Source organism: bacterium, from assembly GCA_017744355.1.
Taxonomy (GTDB): Bacteria; Cyanobacteriota; Sericytochromatia; order S15B-MN24; family UBA4093; genus JAGIBK01.
In genome coordinates, this window is the sequence record JAGIBK010000001.1 from 945985 (window position 1) to 968949 (window position 22965).

24 protein-coding genes are annotated in these 22965 nt (G+C 67.0%); 9 read left to right on the forward strand and 15 right to left on the reverse strand.

Features of this window, described 5'->3' with window-relative positions; all coding sequences use genetic code 11:
- Window positions 1-122: 122 nt before the first annotated feature.
- From J7643_04480 to J7643_04495, 4 genes are all read left to right on the forward strand, one after another.
- Window positions 123-650 (forward strand): carboxymuconolactone decarboxylase family protein, encoded by a 528-nt coding sequence (locus tag J7643_04480; protein MBO9539834.1) that lies wholly within the window; start codon window positions 123-125, stop codon window positions 648-650.
- A 100-nt stretch (window positions 651-750) separates the two neighbouring features.
- The gene (locus J7643_04485; protein MBO9539835.1) at window positions 751-1221 is read left to right on the forward strand and encodes a hypothetical protein; all 471 of its coding nucleotides are present in this window, start codon (window positions 751-753) and stop codon (window positions 1219-1221) included.
- 46 nt (window positions 1222-1267) lie between these two features.
- Window positions 1268-2476 carry a hypothetical protein gene (locus tag J7643_04490; protein MBO9539836.1) on the forward strand — a complete coding sequence of 403 codons (1209 nt, stop codon included), beginning with the start codon at window positions 1268-1270 and terminating at the stop codon, window positions 2474-2476.
- Window positions 2379-2942 carry a GNAT family N-acetyltransferase gene (locus tag J7643_04495; GenBank protein MBO9539837.1) on the forward strand — a complete coding sequence of 188 codons (564 nt, stop codon included), beginning with the start codon at window positions 2379-2381 and terminating at the stop codon, window positions 2940-2942. The genes J7643_04490 and J7643_04495 overlap by 98 nt, the downstream gene beginning before the upstream one ends.
- 9 nt (window positions 2943-2951) lie before the next feature.
- On the opposite strand, the gene J7643_04500 is transcribed toward J7643_04495, so the two are convergent.
- The gene (locus tag J7643_04500) at window positions 2952-3944 is read right to left on the reverse strand and encodes a GTP-binding protein (protein ID MBO9539838.1); all 993 of its coding nucleotides are present in this window, start codon (window positions 3942-3944) and stop codon (window positions 2952-2954) included.
- Window positions 3945-4096: 152 nt separating this feature from the next.
- Between J7643_04500 and J7643_04505 the strand changes: the two genes are divergently transcribed.
- Both J7643_04505 and J7643_04510 read left to right on the forward strand, forming a co-directional pair.
- Window positions 4097-5152, forward strand: coding sequence for a hypothetical protein (locus J7643_04505; protein MBO9539839.1), 1056 nt, complete (start codon window positions 4097-4099; stop codon window positions 5150-5152).
- Between the two features lie 30 nt (window positions 5153-5182).
- Window positions 5183-5773, forward strand: coding sequence for a hypothetical protein (locus J7643_04510; protein ID MBO9539840.1), 591 nt, complete (start codon window positions 5183-5185; stop codon window positions 5771-5773).
- Between the two features lie 86 nt (window positions 5774-5859).
- On the opposite strand, the gene J7643_04515 is transcribed toward J7643_04510, so the two are convergent.
- Genes J7643_04515 through J7643_04525 form a run of 3 tightly spaced genes read right to left on the reverse strand, consistent with a single transcriptional unit; the run spans window position 5860 to window position 7383 of the window.
- The gene (locus J7643_04515) at window positions 5860-6306 is read right to left on the reverse strand and encodes a hypothetical protein (protein MBO9539841.1); all 447 of its coding nucleotides are present in this window, start codon (window positions 6304-6306) and stop codon (window positions 5860-5862) included.
- Window positions 6303-6896 (reverse strand): sigma-70 family RNA polymerase sigma factor, encoded by a 594-nt coding sequence (locus J7643_04520; protein ID MBO9539842.1) that lies wholly within the window; start codon window positions 6894-6896, stop codon window positions 6303-6305. The genes J7643_04515 and J7643_04520 overlap by 4 nt, the downstream gene beginning before the upstream one ends.
- A gap of 4 nt (window positions 6897-6900) precedes the next feature.
- Window positions 6901-7383, reverse strand: a complete 483-nt coding sequence (locus J7643_04525) for a periplasmic heavy metal sensor (protein MBO9539843.1) — start codon at window positions 7381-7383, stop codon at window positions 6901-6903.
- 155 nt (window positions 7384-7538) lie between these two features.
- Between J7643_04525 and J7643_04530 the strand changes: the two genes are divergently transcribed.
- The 3 genes from J7643_04530 to J7643_04540 all read left to right on the forward strand — a co-directional run bounded on the left by J7643_04530 (window position 7539) and on the right by J7643_04540 (window position 8992).
- Window positions 7539-7874, forward strand: a complete 336-nt coding sequence (locus tag J7643_04530) for an MGMT family protein (GenBank protein MBO9539844.1) — start codon at window positions 7539-7541, stop codon at window positions 7872-7874.
- Between the two features lie 59 nt (window positions 7875-7933).
- On the forward strand, window positions 7934-8380 hold the full coding sequence (locus tag J7643_04535; protein ID MBO9539845.1) for a CBS domain-containing protein: 447 nt from the start codon (window positions 7934-7936) through the stop codon (window positions 8378-8380).
- Window positions 8381-8491: 111 nt separating this feature from the next.
- Window positions 8492-8992: a DUF1579 family protein gene (locus J7643_04540; GenBank protein MBO9539846.1), complete on the forward strand. Its 501-nt coding sequence runs from the start codon at window positions 8492-8494 to the stop codon at window positions 8990-8992.
- An 85-nt stretch (window positions 8993-9077) separates the two neighbouring features.
- Here J7643_04540 and J7643_04545 read toward each other — a convergent pair whose 3' ends face one another.
- From J7643_04545 to J7643_04595, 11 genes are all read right to left on the reverse strand, one after another.
- Window positions 9078-9788: a response regulator transcription factor gene (locus J7643_04545; GenBank protein MBO9539847.1), complete on the reverse strand. Its 711-nt coding sequence runs from the start codon at window positions 9786-9788 to the stop codon at window positions 9078-9080.
- A 174-nt stretch (window positions 9789-9962) separates the two neighbouring features.
- Entirely contained in the window at window positions 9963-13301 is a 3339-nt protein-coding gene (locus J7643_04550; protein MBO9539848.1) for a tetratricopeptide repeat protein, read from the reverse strand.
- Window positions 13302-13378: 77 nt separating this feature from the next.
- A complete protein-coding gene (locus tag J7643_04555; GenBank protein MBO9539849.1) occupies window positions 13379-14503 on the reverse strand; it encodes a hypothetical protein in 1125 nt (374 codons plus the stop codon).
- A 14-nt stretch (window positions 14504-14517) separates the two neighbouring features.
- Window positions 14518-15249, reverse strand: coding sequence for a hypothetical protein (locus J7643_04560; protein MBO9539850.1), 732 nt, complete (start codon window positions 15247-15249; stop codon window positions 14518-14520).
- A 2-nt stretch (window positions 15250-15251) separates the two neighbouring features.
- Window positions 15252-16781, reverse strand: coding sequence for a hypothetical protein (locus J7643_04565; protein ID MBO9539851.1), 1530 nt, complete (start codon window positions 16779-16781; stop codon window positions 15252-15254).
- A gap of 8 nt (window positions 16782-16789) precedes the next feature.
- Window positions 16790-17644, reverse strand: a complete 855-nt coding sequence (locus tag J7643_04570; GenBank protein MBO9539852.1) for a hypothetical protein — start codon at window positions 17642-17644, stop codon at window positions 16790-16792.
- A gap of 140 nt (window positions 17645-17784) precedes the next feature.
- Window positions 17785-18876 (reverse strand): hypothetical protein, encoded by a 1092-nt coding sequence (locus J7643_04575; protein MBO9539853.1) that lies wholly within the window; start codon window positions 18874-18876, stop codon window positions 17785-17787.
- Entirely contained in the window at window positions 18873-19235 is a 363-nt protein-coding gene (locus tag J7643_04580; GenBank protein MBO9539854.1) for a hypothetical protein, read from the reverse strand. The genes J7643_04575 and J7643_04580 overlap by 4 nt, the downstream gene beginning before the upstream one ends.
- A gap of 17 nt (window positions 19236-19252) precedes the next feature.
- A complete protein-coding gene (locus J7643_04585) occupies window positions 19253-20407 on the reverse strand; it encodes a hypothetical protein (protein MBO9539855.1) in 1155 nt (384 codons plus the stop codon).
- Window positions 20404-21840, reverse strand: a complete 1437-nt coding sequence (locus tag J7643_04590) for a hypothetical protein (protein MBO9539856.1) — start codon at window positions 21838-21840, stop codon at window positions 20404-20406. Before J7643_04590 ends, J7643_04585 begins: the two co-directional genes overlap by 4 nt.
- A gap of 33 nt (window positions 21841-21873) precedes the next feature.
- Window positions 21874-22734 carry a hypothetical protein gene (locus J7643_04595; protein ID MBO9539857.1) on the reverse strand — a complete coding sequence of 287 codons (861 nt, stop codon included), beginning with the start codon at window positions 22732-22734 and terminating at the stop codon, window positions 21874-21876.
- Window positions 22735-22965 lie beyond the last annotated feature (231 nt).

Consider the following 22965-nt stretch of genomic DNA (forward strand, 5'->3'; position numbering starts at 1 on the left):
GTGCCTACCATAGCAGATATTTTGGGATATGGCACGCTTAAGACCATATGAAGGCGCGGCAAGTCCGCTATACTGAGCGCATCCGTCCTCCCACCGCCCGCTTTCGATCGAGGAGATAGCCCATGGCTCGCATCGCGCCCGTTCCCGTCGACACCGCCTCCGAGGGCGTCAAGGCGGTTTTCGACAGCTTCATGGCCGCGCGGGGCAATGTCCCCAACATGTTCCGCACCCTCGCCCTGGTGCCCGAGCTGGTGACGACGCTGCAGGCCCACTTCGCGGCGGTGCTCAACGCCGGCACCGTCGAGCTCAAGCTCAAGGAGCTCGTGGTGGTCCGGGTCTCCCAGCTCAACAACTGCGACTACTGCCTGGCTTCCCATACCAAGATCGCGCGGCAGCTGGGAGCGACCGACGAGACCTTCGAGGAGCTGCAGTGCGCCATCGAGTCGCCAACGTTCACCGAACGCGAGAAGGCGGCAATCGCCTTCGCCGAGCGCCTCACGGTCGATTCGCTGGGGGTGGACGACGCCATGTTCGAGCGTCTCAAGGAGCACTTCACCGACTCCGAGATCGTCGAGCTCGCCGCAGTCGCGGGCCTCTTCAACTACTTCAACCGTTTCAACAACGCCCTGCAGGTCGAGATCACCCGCTAGGCGTCGCGAGCGCTTGACTGTTTACAAAAATTCATCACAATAGATTTCATTACTTCCCTCCCTTCGTTGGGCATCGCATGCCGATGCGAGGAGTCGAACGATGAAACACGCCCTCCTTCTTCTTCTGAGCGTCTTCACCATGGGCTGGGGCCTCGCGCAGGGCGGCGCTCTGGCCGCCCCTGGCGAGGCCAAGCAGCAGAGCAGCCTCAAGGACCTGGGGAAGCCCGCCTACAAGGACACCGTCCTGACCCGCGAGCAGTACCTCAAGCAACAAGAGGAATTCAAGCGACTCGCCGAGGCGGAGCGCGCTCAGGCGATCCGCTTCAAGCAGGCGTTCGGCGCGCTGCGCGAGGAGTTCGCCAAAGAAGGCATCAAGATCCACCGCCCCAAGCAATCCGATGCCTGGCACCTGGTGGTGCCCGAGCTCTCGAAGGTGGGCGCCCAGGCCCAGAAGACCAAGGGTAAGGCCATCGTCACGCGCTTCAAGGCCAAGATGGAGCCCCTGCTCAAAGAGAAGATCATGGTCGAGGTCTACCCCGACGCCAAGCAGACCAAGCCCCTCTCACTCTAAATAGCGTGCACGGGCTGAGCGAGCGCTTTTGCGCTAAGATGGGGACATGACCGCACCACTCAGCCCACCCCCTGCCTCCCTCGAACGTCGCATCAAGCGCCACATGCACGCGCCCGCCCACGCGTGGTTCGCGCCGTGCGCCCCTGGCCTCGAACCGGCGCTCGCGCAAGAGCTTTCAGCCCTCGGCGCCGACGATGTCCAGCCTGAGGCCGGCGGGGTCGCCTTCAAGGGCAAGCTCGACGTGGGCTACCTCGCCAACCTCTGGCTTCGCACGGCGAACCGGGTCCTGCTGCGCGTGGCGGCCTTCGGGGCACGCCGCCCGGAGGATCTCTTCCGCCACGCCGTCCAGGTGCCTTGGGAGCTGCTCGTCGCAGGCGACGTGCCGCTGCGCTTCGAGGTCACCGCCTTCGAGTCCTGGCTCAAGCGCGACGACCTGATCGAGGCCACCCTGCGCGACGCCATCCGCAAGCGCTTGAGTGAGCAAGGACTTCCCACGCAGGTCGCCGACCTGCCTCCCGGCGAAGACGCGGCGCTCCTCCAGCGGGTGCAGGTCCGGGTCACGAACGATCGCGTCACCCTCTCGCTCGATTCGAGCGGCGAGCACCTGCATCGCCGTGGCTACCGCCAGGTCACCGCCAAGGCCCCCCTGCGCGAGAACCTCGCCGCGGGCGCCCTCTTGCTCGCGGGCTATGACGGCACCATGCCCCTCCTCGACCCCATGTGCGGCTCGGGCACCTTCTCCATCGAAGGGGCGCTCATCGCGCGCAAGTTGCCGCCTGGCCTGCACCGCCGCTTCATGTTCGAGCACTGGCCCTCGTTCCGGCCGGCCACCTGGGAATTCATCAAGCGCAAGGCCGTCGATTCGAGCCTGCATGAGCTGCCCACCCCGATCGTCGCCCGCGACGAGAACGGTGGGGCAGTGCGGGCGGCCACTGCCAACGCCGAGCGCGCCGACGTCGCGCAGAGCATCAGCATCTCGCAGGGCGACTTCTTCAAAGAGGGCGCCCCCGGGGATCTCCCCGGCCTGATCGCCATCAACCCGCCCTACGGCGTGCGGATCGGGGACGAGGCCTCGACGCTTGCCCTGTACCGCCGCCTGGGCAACAAGCTCAAGCAAGCGTACGCAGGCTGGCGCTACGTCATCTTGGCGCCGTCCAATGACCTCACCGACGCGCTGGGCCTGCCCATCCGCACGCGGGTGCTCATCCCCCACGGGGGGCTCAAAATCACGCTGGTCTTCGGCGAGATCCGCTAGGGCTCGCCCCGTGCTGCGCATCTCCCCTTTAGCCCGTCTCGAAGACGCTCCGCGCGCGCTCTTACGCGAAGCGGATCCCGCCGACTCTCGGGTGGAGGCCTACCTCGCCGAGGGTCAGTGCTTCGTCGCCGAGCGCGACGGAGCCGTGGTGGGGGTCTACGTGCTGCTGCCGACAGGCCCCGACCGCCAGGAGCTCATGAACATCGCCGTGCGGCCCGACCTACAGGGCCAGGGGCTGGGCAAGCAGTTGCTGCACCACGCCATCGAGACGGCACGCGAGGCAGGAGCCAGGGTCCTAGAAGTCGGGACCGGCAATTCGAGCCTGGCTCAGCTCGGGTTCTATCAGAAAGCCGGCTTTCGGATGGTCGGTATCGAGCCCGACTTCTTCACCCGCCACTACCCGATGCCCATTTGGGAGAACGGGATCCACTGCCGGGACATGGTGCGGCTTTCGCGGCCGCTCTAAGCAGACGCGTCAGGCCTGAGCCAAGCAGCCGAGCATGCCGGCCTCGAGCCGCGCGCGATCCAGGTTGCGCCCGATGAAGACGGCCCGCGTCGTGCGGGTATCCCCCTCTTTCCATGTTCCGCTCGCGGTCGCAAACAGGGTCGAAACCCCCTGGAACAGCAGCGGCTCGTCGAGGCCTTCGACGTTCACCACCCCCTTGCAGCGGTACAGGTCGTTGCCATGCTCGCGCAAGAGGTCGCAGAAGAAGGTGTTGAGCTTCACCTGGTCGAAGGGGCGCTCGAAGTGGAACGAGACCGAGCCGATCCCGGGATCGTGGTGGTGACCGTCGGCATGCGGCGCCTCGGGCCCGAAGCGCGCATTGAACTCGAAGGCCTCGATGCCCAGCACCTGCGACAGCGGAACGACGCTCTGCCGCACCTCGTAGAGGCGCGCCATGCGATTCAGGTCGCGCAGGCTAGCCTTCAGGGCCTCGCGCTCGGCGTCGGTGACCAGGTCGGTCTTGTTGAGGAGGATCACGTCAGCGTAGCCGATCTGGGCCCGCGCAAGGGCCCCGTCCTCCGCGCGGTCGGCGCTCAGCGAGGGGCTGAGCAGCTTCGGCACGTTGAAGGCGTCCACCAGGGTGACGATCGCATCGAGCCGGGTCGCGTCGCAGAGGAAGGGATCGGCGAACAGGCCCGTCGCGATGGGGCCGGGATCGGCGAGGCCCGTGGTCTCGATGACGATGCCGTCGAGCTCCTTGCCCGAAGCGATGATCTCGGCAATCACGTCCTTGAGATCGCCCTGCACGGTGCAGCAGAGGCAGCCGTTGTTCATCTCGACGAGCTGGCCGCTGGCGTTACGCACCAGGTCACGGTCGATGCCCACCTCGTCGAACTCGTTGATGATGACCGCGAGGCGCGCCCCGTGCTCATCCTGCAAGAGATGGTTGAGGAAGGTCGTCTTGCCCGCTCCGAGAAACCCGGTGACGAGGGTGACGGGGATGGGTCGTTCGTTCGGCGTCATGGTCCCAGTCTAGCGCAATCGCGCGGCTCTCGCGAGCTGTCGCTTCCCCCCTTGATCGACAGGAAATCCTTGCACCTTGGGCCGAGGCCGGGCGGGGCCATGCTCGCTAGCATGGGCGTCGCCGAGGCTCAGCGGCGCGAAGGGAGGCCTGCTTGCCAATTTCTAAGCGCTCACGGAGCGCCATCGCGCTTATCCTCTGGCTAGGTGGGTGCACCGCTCCTCAGGGTTCCCCCGAAGGCTTGCCCGATCCGCGGCCACCGGTGCCGACGGCCCCCCAGGCGGATCACGCGCCGCCGGCCATGACGGGCACGCTCTCGTCGATGCGCTTTCCCGATCGGATGCGACCGGCATGGAACGGCCAGCGCGCCACTCCCCCGGTCACGCCCGTCATGGGCCACCCCAAGACCTGGGCCGGGGACCTTGCCGTCCGAGAGCTCGCCCTGGTGGGCTCCACCCTCTACGCGGCCTCCGGCAGGCTCTACGCGGTCCCGCTCAAGGGCGGCGCCTGGAAGCCGGTCGAAACGGGCGGGGCTGCCGGGCTAACGCGGATGACAAGTGATGGACAGCGCCTGTATCTGGGGGGCCGCGACGGCAGCGTCCACGGCATCGACCCCTCGCAGGGCGCCGCCGTGCGGTTAGGCCAAGCCGCCTCCGAGATCACGGGGCTTGGGCTCGACCAAGGCAAGCTCTACGTCGCGACCGCGCGTGACGGGATCTTCAAGATGCCCTCGGGCGGCGGCAAGGTCGAAAGCTTGGCAAGCGCCGAGGGAGCGGCCCGGACCGTCTCGGACCTCGCCATGGGCGACAAGGCTTGCTTTACCCTGGGCGAGCGGGTCTGGCGCTGGCCGTTCGATGGTTCTGGGCCGACCCTCATCCCGGATACCCAGGGGGCCACGGCGCTTGCGAGCCACCGTGGCGTGCTCTATGTGGGGACTGCGGACGGCTGGGTACTTGCGAGCGGCGACGACGGCAAGAGCGTCCATGCGCTCGGCAAAATGGCAAGCAGCCCTATCGAGGCCCTCGGCACCGATGGCAGCTGGCTCTACGCAAGTAGCGGCAACTCCATCACCATGATGGACCTCAAGAGCTTCACCCCCATGCCCTGCCACTCGGGCTTCCCGGCACCCGTCTCGAGCCTCACGGTCCTCGATGGCGAGACGGTTCTGGTGGGGATGCGGGCGCAAGGTCTCACGTCCATGCCGCGTTAGAGGCTCTGCCTGTGCTAAGATGGGCTCACCATGAACTTTTTGAGCTGCTGCATCCAGTCCCCCCTTCCCGATTCGCCCGTCATGCGCGAGGACAGCATTTTCGTCGACTCGCGTGGCACCGTCACGCGAGCGACCCGCTATGGCTTCCGCTGCGCGCAGGGCAAGCATATGGTCACCGCGACCGGCCCATGCGCGCGCTGCGAGAAGGAATGGTGGTGGGAGCAGGGCCGCATCTCGGTGGCGGCCATCGAAGGGTGGGTCAACGACACCCTCAAGATCGCCAACGAAGAGCGCCATGTCCTGCTCGCGCAGGGCTGGCTGATCGACAAGATCACCGCCCACTTCACCCACCTGGTGCCGCCGGATGGCGAAGGGGACCTCTTGATCCCCACCTACGACCCCGAGGACATCCCCCGCGAGGTCCGCAAGGCCTTCTCGCTGAGCACGGCCCCCGAGCTGCCCGCCAACGAGCAGGGCATCGTGACGCGCATGACCCGCAAGGGCCTGATGGCCTACAAGCGCGTGGCCCCCACCCTCAGGACCCTCGACGAGCACCTCTCGTACCTGGCGGGCAACACCCATTCCCCGCGGTCCCGGACGAGCATGTTCACCGAAGCGTAACTTTCTCGCACCAGATGCCGCGAGCCGCGTGATTCCCCCCTCGTTGGGGCTGAATCACGCGGCTCGCGACGTTCTACCTGAAAAGCTTAGAGCGGCAGCTGGTCCGACTCGGGCAGGCTCTCGGCCCCGAAGTAGGTCAACACGGTATCGAGATCCGCCCCTTCAGAAGATGCGACCACGGCCGTCTCGGTCGCAACCGGCGTCGGCCCCGGCTTCACGCTGTTGAAGTAGAACAGCATGCCCGCCACGGCGATCCCGAGCGGAATCCAGCGCCGCAGAGGGTGGCGCTGCGAGGCGAAGGTCGCGAGCTTGCTCATGTTCCCCTCGTCCGAGAGGCCCAGGCGCCCCATCAGCTCGGGCGGCGCAGCGGCGCTGAGCGTCTTGGCAAAGAGGTGCGAGACGACCCGTCCGATGCCTTCCTGGTAGGCGCGGCAATCGGCGCAGGTGGCAAGGTGATGCTCCAGCGCGGCGCCCGGCCCGCCGTGAGCGTCGAGCCCTTCCTGGATCAGCTGGTGCGCGGTGGTACAGGTCATGGGGTGATTCCTCTTTGCTCGAGCAGCGCGCGCAGGCGCTCGCGTCCACGAAATAGCCAAGTTTTCGCCGTCCCCACGGGCACGCCGAGCACCTCGGCGATCGCCTCGTAGGGCATGTCGTCCAGGTGGCGCAAGACGACCGCTTGGCGCCACTGCACCGGCAGCAGGCCGAGGGCGGCGAGCAGATCCGTCTCGTGGACGATCCGCGCGATCGCCGGGTCCTCGGCGCCGGGCTCGTGCCACTCCCCCTCCTCGATCGCAGCCTCCAGCGACTCGGTCCGGCGCGAACGCACGTGGTCGATGAAGAGGTTGTTGGCGATCTTGAGCAGCCACGGCCCGAGGCTCGCTCCTTGGCGGAAGGTCTTCAGGGCCGCGAAGGCCTTGAGGAAGGTCTCCTGCGAGAGGTCGAGCGCGAGCTCGCGATCGCCCGACAGGCGCAACAGCAAGCCGTAGACCCGGTCCTGGTAGGCCCGGACGATGGCGCCTTGCGCGGCGCGATCGCCCCGGGCCCCCAGCCGTACCCACTCCGCCTCGCGGCGGTCGGCGGGCCTGCGTGCCCCGAAGGGGGAGAGCGGCACGGAGCCTAGCACGTGGCTACTGTGCCTTCTCGCCGTGGCCGCGGCGGAAGCCCTTGCCCTCGCGGGCGCCGAAGTCGAAGGACTCCATCTTCTTCAGCTGGTCGGGCGTCAGCACCGCGCGCGACTCGAACCAGGACTGGATCCGCCCTTCGCTCAGCTTCTGCTTGATGCCGTCGATCTCGCGGTTCTTGGCGAGAGCCTGGTCCTTGGTGGCCGAGGGGCTCTTGAGCAGCAAGCCCAGCTCATGCTCCTTGGACTTGAGGGTCAGGCGCTGGCCCTTGGCGAACTCCGCCTGCTTGCGGTGAATCTCCTTGAGCTTGGTGCGCTGCTCGGGGGTCACCTCCAGGTACTTGAACATGCGATCCATCCGGCGCTCGACCATGCGCTGCATGTCGCCATGAGGACGGCCTCCGTCGGGCCCCGCGAAAGCGGCGGTCGCAGGCAAGGTCGCAAGCCCCATGGTCACGGCGAGGAGGGCGGGCAGGATACGGGCTTTCATCGGCAATCTCCTTTTGTCAGGGGGGCTCTTTGAAGAGCCAGTGATTCGCGCGCTATCCTGACTACGCACCCAGGGCTTGAAAAGTTTCACTCCTGGTGGGCAGGATAGGGAACGGATCATGGGCTGTCAAGCCGACCGCCTTCCAGGAGCACCGCATGGCCAGCACCTCTCAAGCCTTCTTCGCGCAGGTCTACGACCTGGTCTCGCAGGTACCGCACGGGCAAGTCGCCACCTACGGGCAGATCGCGCACTTGCTCGGCAAGCCCAGAGCCGCCCGCGCCGTGGGATACGCCCTCGCTCACCTCCCGAGCGACAGCATGGTCCCCTGGCACCGCGTGGTCAACCAGGAGGGCAGAGTCAGCCCGCGCGGGGTCGGCACACTGCCCGGCGACCGTCAGCGCGCACTATTGGAGCACGAGGGCATTCGCTTCGACGCCGAGGGGCGCCTCGATCTCAGGCGCCTGCGCTGGCAAGGACCGGACGCCGATTGACATCTCTCGCCGCGCCTTGCGTAAAGTGGGGCCAGTCCTGATGCGAGAGGAGGGGCGAGATGCGGATCCGCGACCTGATGACGGAAAAAGGGAAGCTCGCGTGCGTGACCTCGGTGGCCTTCCTGCCTGAGGTCGCCCAGCGGATGCAAGAGGCCGATACCGGGGTGATCCCGGTGCTCGACGCGCAGCACCCCGACAAGCTCGTCGGCATCATCACCGACCGAGATATCGCGGTTCGCGCCGTCGCCAAGGGGGTGGACCTCAAGAACGCCAAGGTGCAGGACTTCATGACCCAGGACGTGAACTGCATCTCGCCGGACGTCGATACGCTCGATGCCGCCCGCCTGATGGCCGAGAAGCAGCTCCACCGCCTCTGCGTGGTCGACAATGAGAAGCTGGTCGGCATCCTCTCGCTGGGCGACCTGGCCGAGACCGAGATCGACCGGGCCGAGCATGCCCTCAAGGGCATCTCGCACGGCGCCAAGGTCGAGCAGAAGAAGCAGTAGTGTCGTCACTTGGCATGAATTAGCGTGCTGGTGGGGCCAAGGCAAGGCCTCGCTTTTGGAGCAGGCCCGACGTAACATAGAACGGTCGCCCTCGCATCCAGGAGCCCGCCAATGTCACACGACGACTCCCTCGCCACTCCCGTCCAGTCCCCCCTCGCCTGCCTGATCGGGGAGTGGACCGGCACGACGCGCACCCGTTTCAGGCCCACGGATCACTTCGAACCCTGCGAGGTGAAGGCCCGAATGCGCTGGGTCGCGAACGGCACCTTCGTGTTGTACGAATACGACGGGATGTTCAACGGTGAAGCGGCACATGGCGCCGCGTTCTTCGGCATCGACCCCGATAGCGGCGAAGGATCGGCGGCCTGGGTCGACAGCTTCCATTCGAGCGCAGCCCCGACGCTGTCGAAAGGTAAGGCGGCGCCGGGCGAGATCCTGAATGTGGCAGCGACCTATGGAGACCCGGCCGAGCCGTGGGGCTGGCAGACCATCATTACCGCGGAAGGCCCGGACACCATCGCGATCCTGGCCTACAACATTCCGCCAGCCAGCATGAGCGAGCGCTACGTCGCAATCGAAACGAAGCTCCAGCGCGCGGCCGCGCGGCCCTGAAGCTGGGCGAGTGTCGCCAATCACTCAGCGCGCCAAGCCAAGCGAAAAGGGCCGGGGAATCCCCCGGCCCTTTTCGCTGAGACGGCTAGGCCTTTACGGCCTCCTTGATCTTCACGCAGCGGTAGCCGACGCCGCGCACGGTCTTGATCTGCACGGGGCAGTTGTCGAAGCGCTCGAGCTTTTCGCGCAAGCGGCAGATGTGGACGTCCACCACGCGATCGTCGCCGAAGAAGTCGTCCCCCCACACCCGGTAGAGGATTGAGTCGCGGCTGATCGCCTTGCCCAGGTTGCTCACCAGGAGGTGGAGCAGCGAGTACTCCTTGAAGGGGAGCTCGATGGGCTCGTCGTGGATCGAGACGATGTGCTGGTCCGTGTCGATGATGAGCCCATCGACCGCCATCCGGTTCGGCGAGTCCACCATGCTGCGCTTGAGGCGGTCCACCCGGCGCAGGTTCGCCTTGACCCGGGCCGTCAGCTCGATCAGGCTGAAGGGCTTGGTCATGTACTCGTCGGCGCCGACGGCGAGGCCCACCACCTTGTCGGTGTCGGTCCCCTTGGCCGTGAGCATGATGATCGGGGTGACCATCTCGGGGCGGATGGTCCGGCAGACTTCCAAACCGTCCACGTCGGGCATCATGAGATCGAGAATCAACAGGTCCGGCGTCTCGCGGCGGGCCGTGTCGATCGCGGCCTTGCCGCTCGCCACCGTGAGGACGCTGTAGCCTTCGTACTCAAGCTGCTTCTGAAGCAACAGACGGATATTGGGATCGTCGTCTGCAACCAAGATTTTCGCCATGAAGTGGTCCTCCTTTGGGCAGGCGAACGATAATCGCTAGGATCGTATACCCTGCAACAGCGGCTTCAAATGGATTGCCTGGCATCACCAATCCTTCTTACCCGCTGGATCGTGGCGAGCTCTTGCGATTATGTTACGCAGAAATGAAGCTTCGGACGCTCGGCGAGCAGCCCGCTACAGGGTCGCGAGGGCCTCACGATCGAGCTTCGCGCCGAGCCGGTCGAAGACCACGGCAGCCTCCTCCCGCTTGCGATCGGCCCCAGCGCGATCGCCCAGAGCCGAGAGGATCCGGGCCTCGACCGCGGTGGCGCGTGCCAGCTCGATGGGGGCGCCGGCCTCGCCGAGGGCCGCAAGCGCTGCCTGGATCGTCGCCTGAGCTTCTTCGAGCTCACCGCTCTCCACGTGGATGAGGGCAGCCGCCGTCAGGGTCAGGCCGTGCTGGGTATCGCTCGTGTTCTCCTTGGCCTGGGCGAGGCCCTGCTCCAAGGCCTCGCGGGCCTCGATCGGCCGCGCGCAGCGATGGTAGGCCTTGGCGAGCGCCGCAAGGGCCTCGGGCAGCACCTCCACCGCGTTGATCCCGCGCATGACCCCGATGCCTTCCAGCAAGCGCTCGATGGCATCTTCGGCCCGCTCGTCCGCCACCAGCACCAGGCCCATGCCGACCGCGGCCACCCCGGCCCCGAACGAATCCTGGATCTCCTGGCTGCGATCCAGGGCCTGGCGGTGGAAGTCCAGGGCCTGGGCGAGATCCCCGCGGTTGCGCAGCAGATCGCCCAGGTTGTTCATCTGGATGATCTGCCGGCTCACGTCGCCGATTTGCTCGTAGAGACGCAGGCTCCGCTCGTAGTTCTCCGCGCAGCGCCCCCAGTCGCCGAGCTCCAGGTAGAGGGCGCCCAGGTTGTTGAGGCTCGAGGCCACGCCGAACACGTCCTGGATCTGCTCGCGCAGCTCCGCGGCCTGCATGTGGTAGGCCTCGGCGACGGGCAACTGGTTCTGACGGTAGCAGACGATCCCCAGGATGCTGAGCGCCATCGCCGTCTCCTTGGGATGCTCGGTGCCGCTCAGGGCCTCGAGGCTCCCCTGGCAGAGGCCAACGACCTCCTCGTACTGGCCCTGGCGGAAGAGGCTGAGGGCCTGGTCCAGCAGGATCCGCGCCCGCACCAGGGGGTCATCGGCGGTCGCGAGCGCCGAAAGGCCCTGCTCGTAATAGGTCATGGCCTCGCCGTACTGGCCCTGGAGGTTGTAGATGCCTCCCAGGCGACGCATGGTCTCGGCGCGCTCCTGAGGGTGGGTCTGCTCGGCGAGCACGGTGCTGAGATGGGCGATCGCCTGGGCGTACTGGCCCGTGGTCGCAAGCAGCTCCGAAAGGGCGAGCAGCACCTCGGCGCGCGAGGGCGTCTCGAGCAGCTCCTTTTCGCGCTCCATGAGCGTGAGGCACTGCTCGAAGCAGTGGAGGGCCTCCTGGTTCGAGAAGCCGCGCAGGGCCTTCTCACCGGAACGAAACAGGTAATAGACGGCCTTGGGGATGACCTCGCCGAGCAAGAAGTGGCGCGCCAGGACCTCAGGGCTCTCTTCGCAGCGCGCGCCCAGCTGCTGCTCGAGCGCTTGCCCCACCTTGCGGTGCAACTCCTTGCGCTTGGCAAGCAGCAATGAATTGTAGACCGCCTCATGAGTCAGCGCCTGATAGAACTGCCACTCGCCCGACGAGCGCCGGTGCAGGAACTCGGCGGCCTCCAGGGCTTCGAGCGGGAGCGAATCCGCCTGCTGCTCGGCAAGCTGGGCGATGAGCGCGGGTTCGAAGTTGCGGCCGACGACCGAGGCCAGCTGCAAAACCGAGCGCATCGCCGGCCCCAGCCGGTCGAGGCGCGACCGGATAACGCCGCTGACCGTGCTCGGCAGCTGGCTTGCGGCCGAGCCCGAAACCTGCCAGATGTAGCGCTCGTCGCGCACGAGCACGCCGGCGTCTTCGAGCGATCGCACCAATTCCCGCAAGAACAAGGGATTGCCCTCGCCGCGCGCGAGGACCTGCTCGCCGAGCTTGCGCAGCTCTTCGGGCCAGCGCTCGGGCTCGTTCGGCATCGCCAGCAGGCTCGCCACCAGCGACCAGCTCTCGGCCTCGCTCAGCGGGCGCAGCACGAGGGTTCGGGTCTCGATCGTCGCGCGCCAGCGGTTCAGCGGACTGCCCTCGACCGGGCGCGCCTGGCACAGCACCAAAAGCCGGCTCTGCTGGAAGTCTCGGGTCGTAAGCGCGTCGAACAGGCTCTGGAGCCATTCGAGCGAGGCCTCGTCGGCCCAGTGCAGATCCTCGAAGTTGAGGAGCATGACGCGATCGCGCGCATAACCGAGCAAAAGGGAGTTGAAGGCCTTGAAGGCCATGGTCCGACGCTGCTGAGGCGTCAGCTGGGTGAACTCGGCGCTCTCCGCGCCGATCCCAAGCAGGTACGAGATCGCGAGGATCGAGCGCTTACGAGCCTCAGCGGCAGATTCGAAGGCCTCGACGCGCTGGCGCAAGCGCGCCCGGATCTCATTGGGCGTCTCCTGCTTCTTGATGCCGAGCCAGCGCCGGATGAAGTCGCTCAAGAGGGCATAGGGCGTCCCATGCTCGTAGGACATGGCGCGGACCCGCTGCGCGTCCACTTCGCGCGTAGGGTCCAGACCGGCGACCAGAGCGCTCGACAGTAGGGACTTGCCGATGCCCGCCTCACCGGAGAGCATGACCAGATGCGGCGCCCCCTCGGCGGCCCGGGCGAAGGCCTCTTCGAGGGTCGCAAGCTCCGCCTGGCGCCCCACCATGGAGACGGGCTCGACGCGTGCGGGGGCCTCGGCCTTGGGACCGATCAGCTCATAGACGGGGACCGGGTCCGGCCTGCCTTTGACCTGCACCGGCTCGAGCGCGGCGAAGTCCATGGCGTGGCTCGAATGGCGATAGGTCTCGTGGGTGACCAGGACCTTGCCCGGCCGTGCGGCCCCCTCCATCTGCTGGGCGAGGTTGACCGTCTCGCCCATGACCGTGTAGTCGCGCTTCTGGGCGCCGCCGACCGCGCCGGTGACGACCAGGCCGGTGTGGATCCCGATGCGGACCTTGAGGACGATGCCGGTATCCGCCTGCAGCTGCTCGGCGAACTCGCAAGCCGCCCGCTGCATCTCGAAAGCGGCGCGGACCGCCCGTTCGGGATCGTCCTCATGGGCGATGGGGGCGCCGAAGAGGGCCATGATCGCATCGCCGATGTACTTGTCGACCACCCCACCGAAACGGTAGATGGGCTCGGTGAGCACCTCGAAGAAGCGGTTGACGATCTCGGTGACGGCTTGGGGGTCTAGCTTCTCGCTCATGGCGGTGAAGCCCGAGACGTCGGCGAAGAGGACCGTCACCTCCCGGCGATCCCCCGCCGTTTCCGGGCTGGCTTCGGGCAGGCTTCGCGCCGGCTCGCTCTCGCGCAGCTGGCGAACGCCGCACTGGGCGCAGAAGTTCGCATGGGGGGGAAGGGCGTATTGACAGGCGTGACAGTTCACGGGGGCCTCGGTGTTCGCAGCGGATCACGACGTCTCGTCGAGGCTTCAGTATAACGCGCGGGCGAAGGAAGGGCCAACTACTGCAGGACGATCCCCACCCCCGGGTTCGGAATCGGCGAGGGCTCCGGCGGCAGGGTCGGGAGCGGCTTGGGCGCGGCCTGCTGGCGCACCCGCTCGGCCTCCGCGAGAACCTTGCCCATATCCACCTGCTCCGCGACCGCCTCGAAGAGGCTCTGGGAAGGGTTGGCCTGGTCCGGCACGAAGGCCCCGATCCGCTCCACCAGCTGGGAGATGACCGCCGTCTGCAAGCTCAGGGCCGTCCCGGTCTCGATCTGGTCGAGGTTCGCGTTCGCCGCCTTCTGGGTGAGAGCCTTGACGTGGCTCGTCAGCACCGCCGAGGCCGTCGCGGTCTCACCGAGCAGGGTCTCGAAGCGAGAAGCCTCGCTCAGGGCGCTGCTCTGATCCAGGATCCCCAGCGCCTTGCCGAGGCTCGTGGGCGAGACGCCCTGGGTCAGGGTCGCCAGGCGCTGGCTCTTGATGCCCTCGAAGCCCTTCTCGACCTGGAAGTCGGGATAGGCCTCGGTCATGAGGGTCGAGGCGAACGTCACGAGCGTCGAGCCGGGCGTCACGTCCACCACCTGGCGCTTGTCGTTGACCGAGGCGATGTTCGCCCCGAGCGGCGCGGCCAGGAAGCCCGCCACTCCCTGCGAGTTGCGCAGGATGGTCTGGATGATGAAGGGATGGCGCGCGCCCTGCACGACCAGGCGCAGCGAGTAGCGCCCCGCCGCATCCGTGGTCGTGGTAGCCTTGACCTCCCCGGTGAGGGGATCCACCACCTGGATGGTCGCATTCCGCACCGCGCCGTCCGCGGCCCACTCGGGCTGCAGGCTCTGGATCCTGAACGAGAGGCCCTGGATCTTGTAGGGCGCGACGGTGGCGAGGGGAGCGACCGTGGTCAATGGCGCGACCGTCGTGAGCGGCGCCACGGTGGTCAAGGGCGCGACCGTCGTGAGCGGGGCCACGGTGGTCAGGCTTGGCGGCAGCTTCACGGCGCCGTCCAGGCTGAAGGCCCGATAATCGGGCTCCGTGGCCGCGCCGAAGCTCTGGGAGTTGCCCAGCGCCACCCCGAGGCCGTACAGGCTGCAGCCCGTCAGTTGAAGCAGCGTCAGGGCCAGGGCGCCTCTCAGGATCGCGTGCCGCATGTCGCGTCCCTCCCCTAGAACCCGCTCAGGGCGAACGAGGCCGTCATGGCGCTCAGCTCGCGCCCGTAGAGCGCGCTTTGGGTCCGCTCGTACCGGTAGCCGAGCGCGAAGCGATCGCCCCAAAAGGTGAGGCGCGGATGCACGCCCACGCCCCAAGTGGAAGGCAGGCTCAGCCGAGTGTCCCCGAGGTGAGCAAATCCCTGGGGCAGGGCCTCCACCTCGAGCTCCAGGCCGAAGGGGCCGAAGAGCGGACGTCGGTAGTCCATCATGAAGGTCACCCCGTGGAAGAGGTGCCACGGCGCGAAGAGGAAGGCCGGCGCGGTCCCGGGCGCCTTGGCGCTGCTCGAAACCTCCACCCAACGCGCGGCGTAACCGGCCCCAAGGCCGAGCGACCCGCCAAGCACGTCGTAGGCCAGCATCCCGCCGACCAGCGCCTGGGTCTCGGTGCGCTGATGAATGGTCCCGGGAAAATCCGGATCGGCGATCGCAAAGGCACCGCGCGCCAGGGTCGCGACCGCGCGCCAAGGATCCGCAGCCTGGTAGCGCCAGCCGAGGTGATAACGTTCGGCCGAGGGGATCCGGCTCGAGAGGGTCTCCGGCGCGTAGGTCTCGGTCGCCGATCCCCGCGAGAAGCCGAAGCGCACGGATGAGCGCCCGCCCTCGGCCGCATCGGCGGACACATGAGCGGTGAGCAAGAAGGCGGCGGCGAGGATGGCGACCGCAGCAGCGCTACCGAGAAGCCGCATGACTAGAGGCCCCCCATTCCAGCGCGAAGCAGGCGCAGCCGATGATTGTCGCGATCGGCGATGAGGACCTCCCCCGAGGGGGTCAGGACGAGCCCGCGCGGAGAGTTGAACTTGGCATTCATCAGCAAGCCGTTCCCGAAGCCCGCGGCGAGACCGCCCGCCAGGGTCGAGATCTGTCCACCCGGGACGACCTTCCGAATCCGGTGGTTCAGGGAATCGGCGACCAGCAAATTGCCCGCCGCGTCGAGGGCGATGCCGGCGGGGCTCTCGAGCTTGGCCGACATTGCCGGGATGAAGTCGGCGCTGGATGCTCCGCCCCCCGTAATCGTGTAGAGGTAGAACGCCGCCAGTGAGAGGGTGAAACGGTTGCCAGCAGCGGCGGCCAGGATTCTCACCCGGTTGTTCCCGGTATCGGCGATGATGAGATTCCCCATGTCGTCCACGCGCAGCGCCGTAGGGGCGTTGAGTTGCGAGGAGGTTCCGTAGGCCCCATCCCCGTTGAAGCCCATGGTGCCCGTGCCCGCGATCTTGTACAGGTACTGGGCGGTCATGGTCTTGCCGAAGTAGTTGCCTGCGGCCGCAGGCACCATGCAGACCAAGTGGTTCTGGGTGTCGGCGACGAAGAGGTTCCCGCTCGCATCCACCGCGACCCCCGTGGGGCCCTTGATCTGCGCAGTGGCCGCGTTCATGCCGTCGGCGCTCCCGCCCGCGATCCCGTTGCCCACGCTCGTCGTGATGATCCCGGCGGAATCGACCCGGCGGATCTTGTTGTTGTTGGTGTCGGCGATGTAGAGGTTGCCGCTCGCATCCAGCGCCAGGCCGGAGGGAGCGTTCAACTGTGCGGAGGTTGCGGGCCCGTTATCGCCGGCCAACCCCACGGCCCCCGTTCCGGCCACGGTGTAGACGCGGCCCGCGAGCATCGCCTGCCCGAAATACGTACCGGGCACCTTGGGAATCATCCGAACGCGATGGTTGCCCTCTTCGACGAAGATGACATTCCCCGAGGCGTCCACCGCCACGTCCGTCGGCCGATTGAGCTGTGCGCTCGCGGCCGCGGTCCCTTCCGGACTGAAGCCGGGGGTGCCCGTCCCGGCGAGCGTTCCAACCGTGGAGCCTTCCGGCATGACCGAGATGGTCGCAACGTTAGGCCCTGCCAGCAAGGCGAGGGTGGTACTGCCCGAGGCGATCAAGGACCCCGTCGCCCCGCCCTGAAAGAGGGTCGCCTCAATCGAGGCCGAGCCGACGGGTACGGTGAAGCCGACCGAAAGCGACGCCGCGCTGGTGAAAACGGGAGAAACCAAGGGCGCCTTGAGGCGGGGAGAGTTGACCGTCACCACGACGGTATCCCAGGCAGCAGGGGCGGGCAGGGCCTGAACGGTGCGCTCGGTCTGCAGATCGAGCGCAAGATTCGCCTGATAGAGGGCGAACCGCGGCGCGATCGCCTGCGGCGCGCGCGCGACCGGACTCACCGCTCCCGGGGCGCACCCGGCAGCAGCAAGCATGGTGATCAGCAGTCCCCAGCGCACGCGCATCGTTCCCCCTACTGGAGATTCACGCTGATGCCCGCTCCGCGCTGAACCAGCACCTTGCGCGTCCGGCGGCTCACGACTTTGTTCGCATCGTCCAGGCCCACGATGGTGACGTCTCGGATCGCATCGGGATCACCCGCCGACAGCGCCGGCACGGTCACGGTCTGGCTCGGCGAGCCCGCCCCAGTCACCGTCACCGAGGTGGTGGCGTTGAGAAGTGTGCCCGCTTGATCGCGGAACTCGGTGTAGAAGGCCTTGAAGGGTGACGCGGGCAGGATGGAGGTGAGCACGTCGATGGGCTGCTCGGCCATGAGCATCGGGAAGCCGATGGATTCCGTCGCCGTGCTTGCGGTCGCAACATAGGTAGGGCTGTCGAACCAGATCTGGCCCACGGTGTTGATGTAGATCGAGACGGTCGCATCCTTACCTGCGTCGAGCCGGATGCTGCTCGAAGCCCCCTGACCCACGATCGAACTACCGGTCGCGAGGCTGACCAGCAGTTGGTAGTCGGCGGCGGGCGGCAGGCCCGTGAGCACCGGCGAGGTGAAGACGTTGTTGGCGGGGATCACGTTGCGCAGGACCGTGTCCATGCGCGCGCCCTTGAGGCGTGCCGAGTTGACCCGCAAGAAGAGCTGATCCCACGGGTCGGCGTCGGCGACCGCCTGGGTGCCGTAGGCGCGGCGCTGGTCCACCACACGCATGGTGAGCGAGCCAAGGCCGGTCGAGTTGGTGAAGAGCTTGACCTTGGGAACACTCGTGGCGGCATCTCGCTGCTCAGGCACCGACGCCGGGGCGATGCAACCCACCAGCGTCAGCGTAGCAGCGGCAAGGGCAGCCAGAACGTGGCGCGGCGATTGGAAGACCATGCGGATTCTCCTGTTCGAAAACGGGAAGACGGTTGGCGCGCAGGTGCGCCATCTTTTCAATACCCTCGCCCGTTTGCCGATAATCCAAGCGCAGCGTGAGTATTCTCACACTGCGCTTGGGGATTCCGCACGTAGAGGTGCTACTCGAAGACAACCTCGACGCCCTTGGCTGGGGTCGGCGAGGGCAGCGGCGGCAGCGAGGGCAGGACGGTCTTGATTTGATCGGCCTCGCTGCGGGCCTTGTCGAGATCGACGTTCTTGCCGATCGCATCGAAGAAGCCCTCGGTGCTGTCCGCCGCAGGCGGGGTCGTGAGACTTGAGAGGCGATCGATGAGCTGGCCGAGGATCGCCGCGTTGAGGGCCGGAGCCTCCTGGGTGATGCTCGAAGCGCCCGACGCCTGCTGCGCTAGCTTGCGGACCTCGTAGGTCATGACCGCCGAAGCGGTAGCCGTGTCGCTCAGGAGCTTGTCGAAGGTGGCGGCCTTCAGGGTACGGCTCTGGTTCAGGAGAGCGGCCGCTCCCTGGAGCCGGAGCGGCGGGATGGCCCCGACCATTGCGGCGAGGCGATCGCTCTTGATGCCTGTGTAGCCCTTGGTCATCTCGAAGGTCGGATAGGCCTCGCTAAGCAGCGTCGCCGAGAGAGCAACGAGCGTCGAGCCCGCGCTGAGATCAAGGGTGGAGCGCTTGCCTACCGGCTGCGACACGTCCACGCCCACCGGAGCGGCGAGGAAGCCCACCACCTGATTGCGGCCGTTGCGCAGGATCGTCTGGGCCATGTAAGAATGGCGCGCGCCCTTGAAGACCAGCTTCGTCGCGTAGAGCCCGTCGGTACTGGTCGAGGCGGTGGCGGCCACCTCACCCGTCGCGAGATCGACGAACTCGACCAGCGCCTCGCGCACGCCCTCGGGCCCGAAGGTCGCCGCCTGGGTCGTGCGAGCCGCGGGGAAGACGCTCTGGGCGTAGAGGTGGACGCCGGCGAGGGGTGCCACGGCGAGCAGCGGCGACACCACGGTCAAGGCGGGCAGATCCGTAAGAGGCGTCGCGCCGCCGATGGTTTCGGGCACCATGACGCGACCCGAGAGGAGGCTGATGCGGTCCGTGGCCAGATCGCTGGTCCCGCGGCTCTCGGAGGTCCCGAAGCCCAGCGACGAGGCCAGGCCGTAGACACTGCAACCGGCAAGAGGACCGAGCACCCCGAGTACGAGGCCCAGCCGGAGGGCGAAGCGATTCATCGGGCGACCTCCGCCTGGGGCTTCGAGGCCTTGGCGAAGGCATCCCAGGGACTCCAGAGCCCGATGCCGACGAGGCCGACGCCGCCCGCCACGCGCAGGGTCTGGTCCTGGGATCCCGTCCCAAGCTGGGTCAGACCCAGGCAAACGGCGGCAAAGCCGAGATGGGTCAAGCCCTTGAGCACATCGCCCTGCAAGAACTGGCCCGAGCCGGGGACGACGAACGAGGCGCCGACCGGCACGTACTGGGTCCAATCCGGAGCCGGTTGCTGGCGGACCTCGGGCACCGGCGCGTTCTCGAAGCCCGAAGCGGCGCCAGAGAGGGCCAGGGTAGTGGTCAGAGCCGCAATCATGAGGGCCATGGCGATTCTCTCCTGTGTTAGAAGCCCGAGAAGCTCATACCGAGCGTCACGCCGCTGGATTCGCGGTGAAAGGGGGCCCCCATCGTGCGTTCGTAGAAATAACCGAGCGTCACGCGCTGATCAGGCCAGAGCGTCAGCTTGGGCTCCACGCGAAACGCCGTCAGCCACGGCATCTGCGTCCCGTCGTTGATGTGCGCGAAGGCGTAGGGTACCCACTCGACGTCCAGGCCGGCGCCGAGCGGACCGAAAACGGTGCCCGCGAACGACTGGCGAACAAGCGGCCCGTGGAAGAGCTGCGAGCCCGCGAAGAAGAAGGTCGGGCTCGCAACCTGCTGGCTGCTGTCCGCCTGGGTGAAGGTCGCCTGGTAGCCGAAGCCGGTGCTGCCCTGGACGCCGCCGAGGGTGTAGCGGCGGGCGAAGGACGCCGACAGGTTCGTCTCGGCGCGCTGATGGGTCACCCCGGCGTAATCCGGGTCGTCGTAGCGGTAGCCGCCGAAGCCGAGGCGCACCGGGACGCTGTACTCCCCGCGCACGGGCTCCCAGCCGAGGTTGAAGCGGTTGGCCCAGTTGGCGCCACCGACGAGGGCTTGCGGATCGTAGCGCTCGGAGACCGGCCCGCCGGTGTAGCCCATGCGCAGGGTGGGGAATTGCCAGGCAGGACCGGCCTGCGGCGCGGGCACGTAGGGACGGGCCTGGCCGCCGCTGCGCGGCACCACCGTGACGCGCTGCAACACCGGGGCGGTGGGGCGCATGGCCCCTGCCTTCTTGGGATCGCGCGGGGCGATCGCTAGGCGAATCCCCGTCCCGCGGTAGGTGGAATCGGGCTCGGCCACGAGCGGCACCCGCCCCTCGATAACCAGGTGCAAGCCCTGGATCTCGGGATCATAGGCAGCCACGTAGGCGCTGATCAGGGGCGAGTTCTCGATGCGGGCGTAGAGCTCGGCAAAGGGGAAATCCGCCCGGGGAATGTCCACGACCACGCTCTTGCCCACGTTCGAGACGGAGGTCATCGGCGCGCGTGGGCCTTCGAAGGGCAAGTAGATCGCCCCCTCGTTGGGCTCGTAGCGGATCTCGCGCACCATGGTGAGCGGTTGCGGGGCCGCCGCGAAGGCCGCCTGCGGGGCGGCGAGCGTGACGGCGAGAATCAGGGCCAAGCGTCCAAGCTGCTTCATGGCGTGACGGTGCTCCGGATGCGCGTGCGATCGGAAACGTAGAGCGAGGCGGACGCGCCGTCCACCAGGATGCCCAGGCCGGCCGGCTCAAGCAGCGTGGCGCACTGAGCCGCCTTCGCGGTCGTCACGTCAGCGGTCCCCCCGTCGCCCCACGCGGTCGCGATGAGGCCATTGCGCAGGGTAACGACCCTTACCACCTTCGCGTCCGTGTCCATCACGTAGAGGTGGCCCCCATCGAAGGCATCGTAGCTCAGATCAACGGGGCGCTTGAAGGTTGCCGCGGTCGCGAGGCCCCCGTCGCCCTCCGAGGGCTTCGCGACATCGCCCACAGCACCCGTCCCGGCGACGACCGAGGCTTGTAGCGTGCCGAGGTTCACCTCTAGGACGCGGTAGCGACCGGTATCGGCGACGTAGAGCCGGGTCCCATCCGCGTTGAGGGCGAGGCCCTGGGGGTTCGAAAAGCTCGCATTGCTCATCGCAATGCTCAGGGTCGTCACCTGCGGCGACGAGAGGTTGGTCACGTCGATCCGCGCGAGAGTCCCATCGCTCAGCGACACATAAAGGCGCTTACGGACCGGGTCGTAGCACATCCCGTTCGGGATTCCGTCGAGGAACGGCACCAAGGTGGCCACCTCGTTGGTGGTGCCTAGGCCCCGCACCACGCTCACCCGCGCGTTGGACGTGTCGGTGAAGAAGAGGACATCCGCCTGATTATCCAGCCCCGCGGCATAGACCAGCGCACGCGGACGAGCGCCCGGCAATTGCACGAGCGTCTCGATGCGATCGCGAGCAGGCGTGATCGTGCGGATGCGGGCATCCCCTTGATCCGCCACGTACAGGGTGCCATCCGGCGCGAACGCGATCCCCATCGGGCGCTTGAACTTGGCAGCAGACGGCAAGCCACCGTCGCCCTGGTCACCGGGCACGGTGTCATCGAGCAGCGCGCCGCTCACGTTCGCAAGCACCTGCGCGGTCCAGGGGAAGAGCGTCGCGAGCTGAATCTGGGCGCGGGCGCTCTCGGCGGCGCGCAAAGAAAGGCCCGTCTGGTACCCAAGCGCGTTACGCACCGGGCCGTCGGCGGAGTCACGATACAGGCTGGCATAAAGCGTGTAGCCAGCGCCCGGCCGGGTGTTCGGGAAGAGGACCGCCGTCGAATCGGCGAGCCCGCCTGCCTCGACGAAGCTTGTCCGCGCGAGGTCCTGCCGGCGGTCGGCAACGAGCGTCGCGGCATTCGAGAGGACGAAGCTCGCCGTGGCCCAATCCGTCGGCACGGTCTGGACCTGCCGGCCGCTGGCCCGCAGGTTGACTCGAATCCCGGCGGAGAGCTCACGCTCGGGCCCCAGGAGGTCGAAGCCGGCCCCCGGCGAAGCCGCCGGACCAGGTACCGCGCAGGCAGTCAAGGTCAGCGCAAGCGCCGCTTGTGCGAATCGCATGGAAGGTGAGAGATGCGTCATCAAGGGTAGCGCCTATTCCAGCGAAATCTGGCTCGAGTTCCCGATCGAGGCGCCCTTGGAGACGGTGAGCACCTTCATCTTGCGGCTGATCACGGCGTTGGATGCATCCTTGCCGAGCACGTAGATCCAGCCGCTATCGGCCGTGCCGTTGATCGTGGGCACCGTCCAGTTGAGGGTGGTGGGGGTGGAGCCCGCGGGCACCTGGATGGTGGTGGAACCGAGGTTGCTGGTGTTGCCGGGAGCCGTACCGATGAAGTAGACCTCGACCGACTTGAGGAGCGGGTTCTCGCTCGCTCGAACGTTGGTGTTGATGGTGACCGTATCGCCCGAAACCACGTCCAGGGTGTCGACACGGTTTCCGAAGGTGCTCGCCGTGAACAAGACGTCGCCGATCGAGTTGATTTTGACGGGAACCGTCTTGTTTTCGCCCGCAAGCAGGGTGATCGGATCCGAAACGCCCTGAGCGCGCAGCTGGTTGGCGGTATAGGTCGACTTGTAGAGGTCGGCGCGCAGCACGTAGTCGCTGCCCGGGCGCAGACCGGTAAAGGCGGTGATGCCGGAGACCGGCTGGTTGGAGGCCCCCACCGGCAGCGGAAGGGTGATGCTCGCGGTGGCCTTCTTGGGAGCCGTCAGGTTCGCGACCGAGGTCAGGGTGAACTCCACCCGGTCGGCGTCGTCCACGTCACCGATCTTCTGGATGGTCTGGCGCAGATCGATCAGCGAGACGTTGAGGCTGGCGTAGCCATCGGCCGTCGTGAAGAGCGGAAAATCAGTCGGCGACTTCGGCGCGCTCGCGATTCCACCGGTGCAGCCTGCGAGCAACATCAGGGCGAGGCCACAGAGGGGCAGGGATCGGCCGAAGACGGTTCGCATGGGAACGACACTCCTTAAAAAATCACGAGACGCGCAACTAATACCATTAGGGGCCGACCGAGTATATCCTGAAATCCTGAATAAATACTGAAGCAAGTAAGCGAGTATCACAGGACGCCGGATAACCTTACCCTCGGCAAGAAGCTGCTAAACCAAAGATGGCATAATCCATAAATTTTGTGAAGATAGCGATCGCGATTTCGTGAGCGCCTCGGCGGATCGCATCCGGGC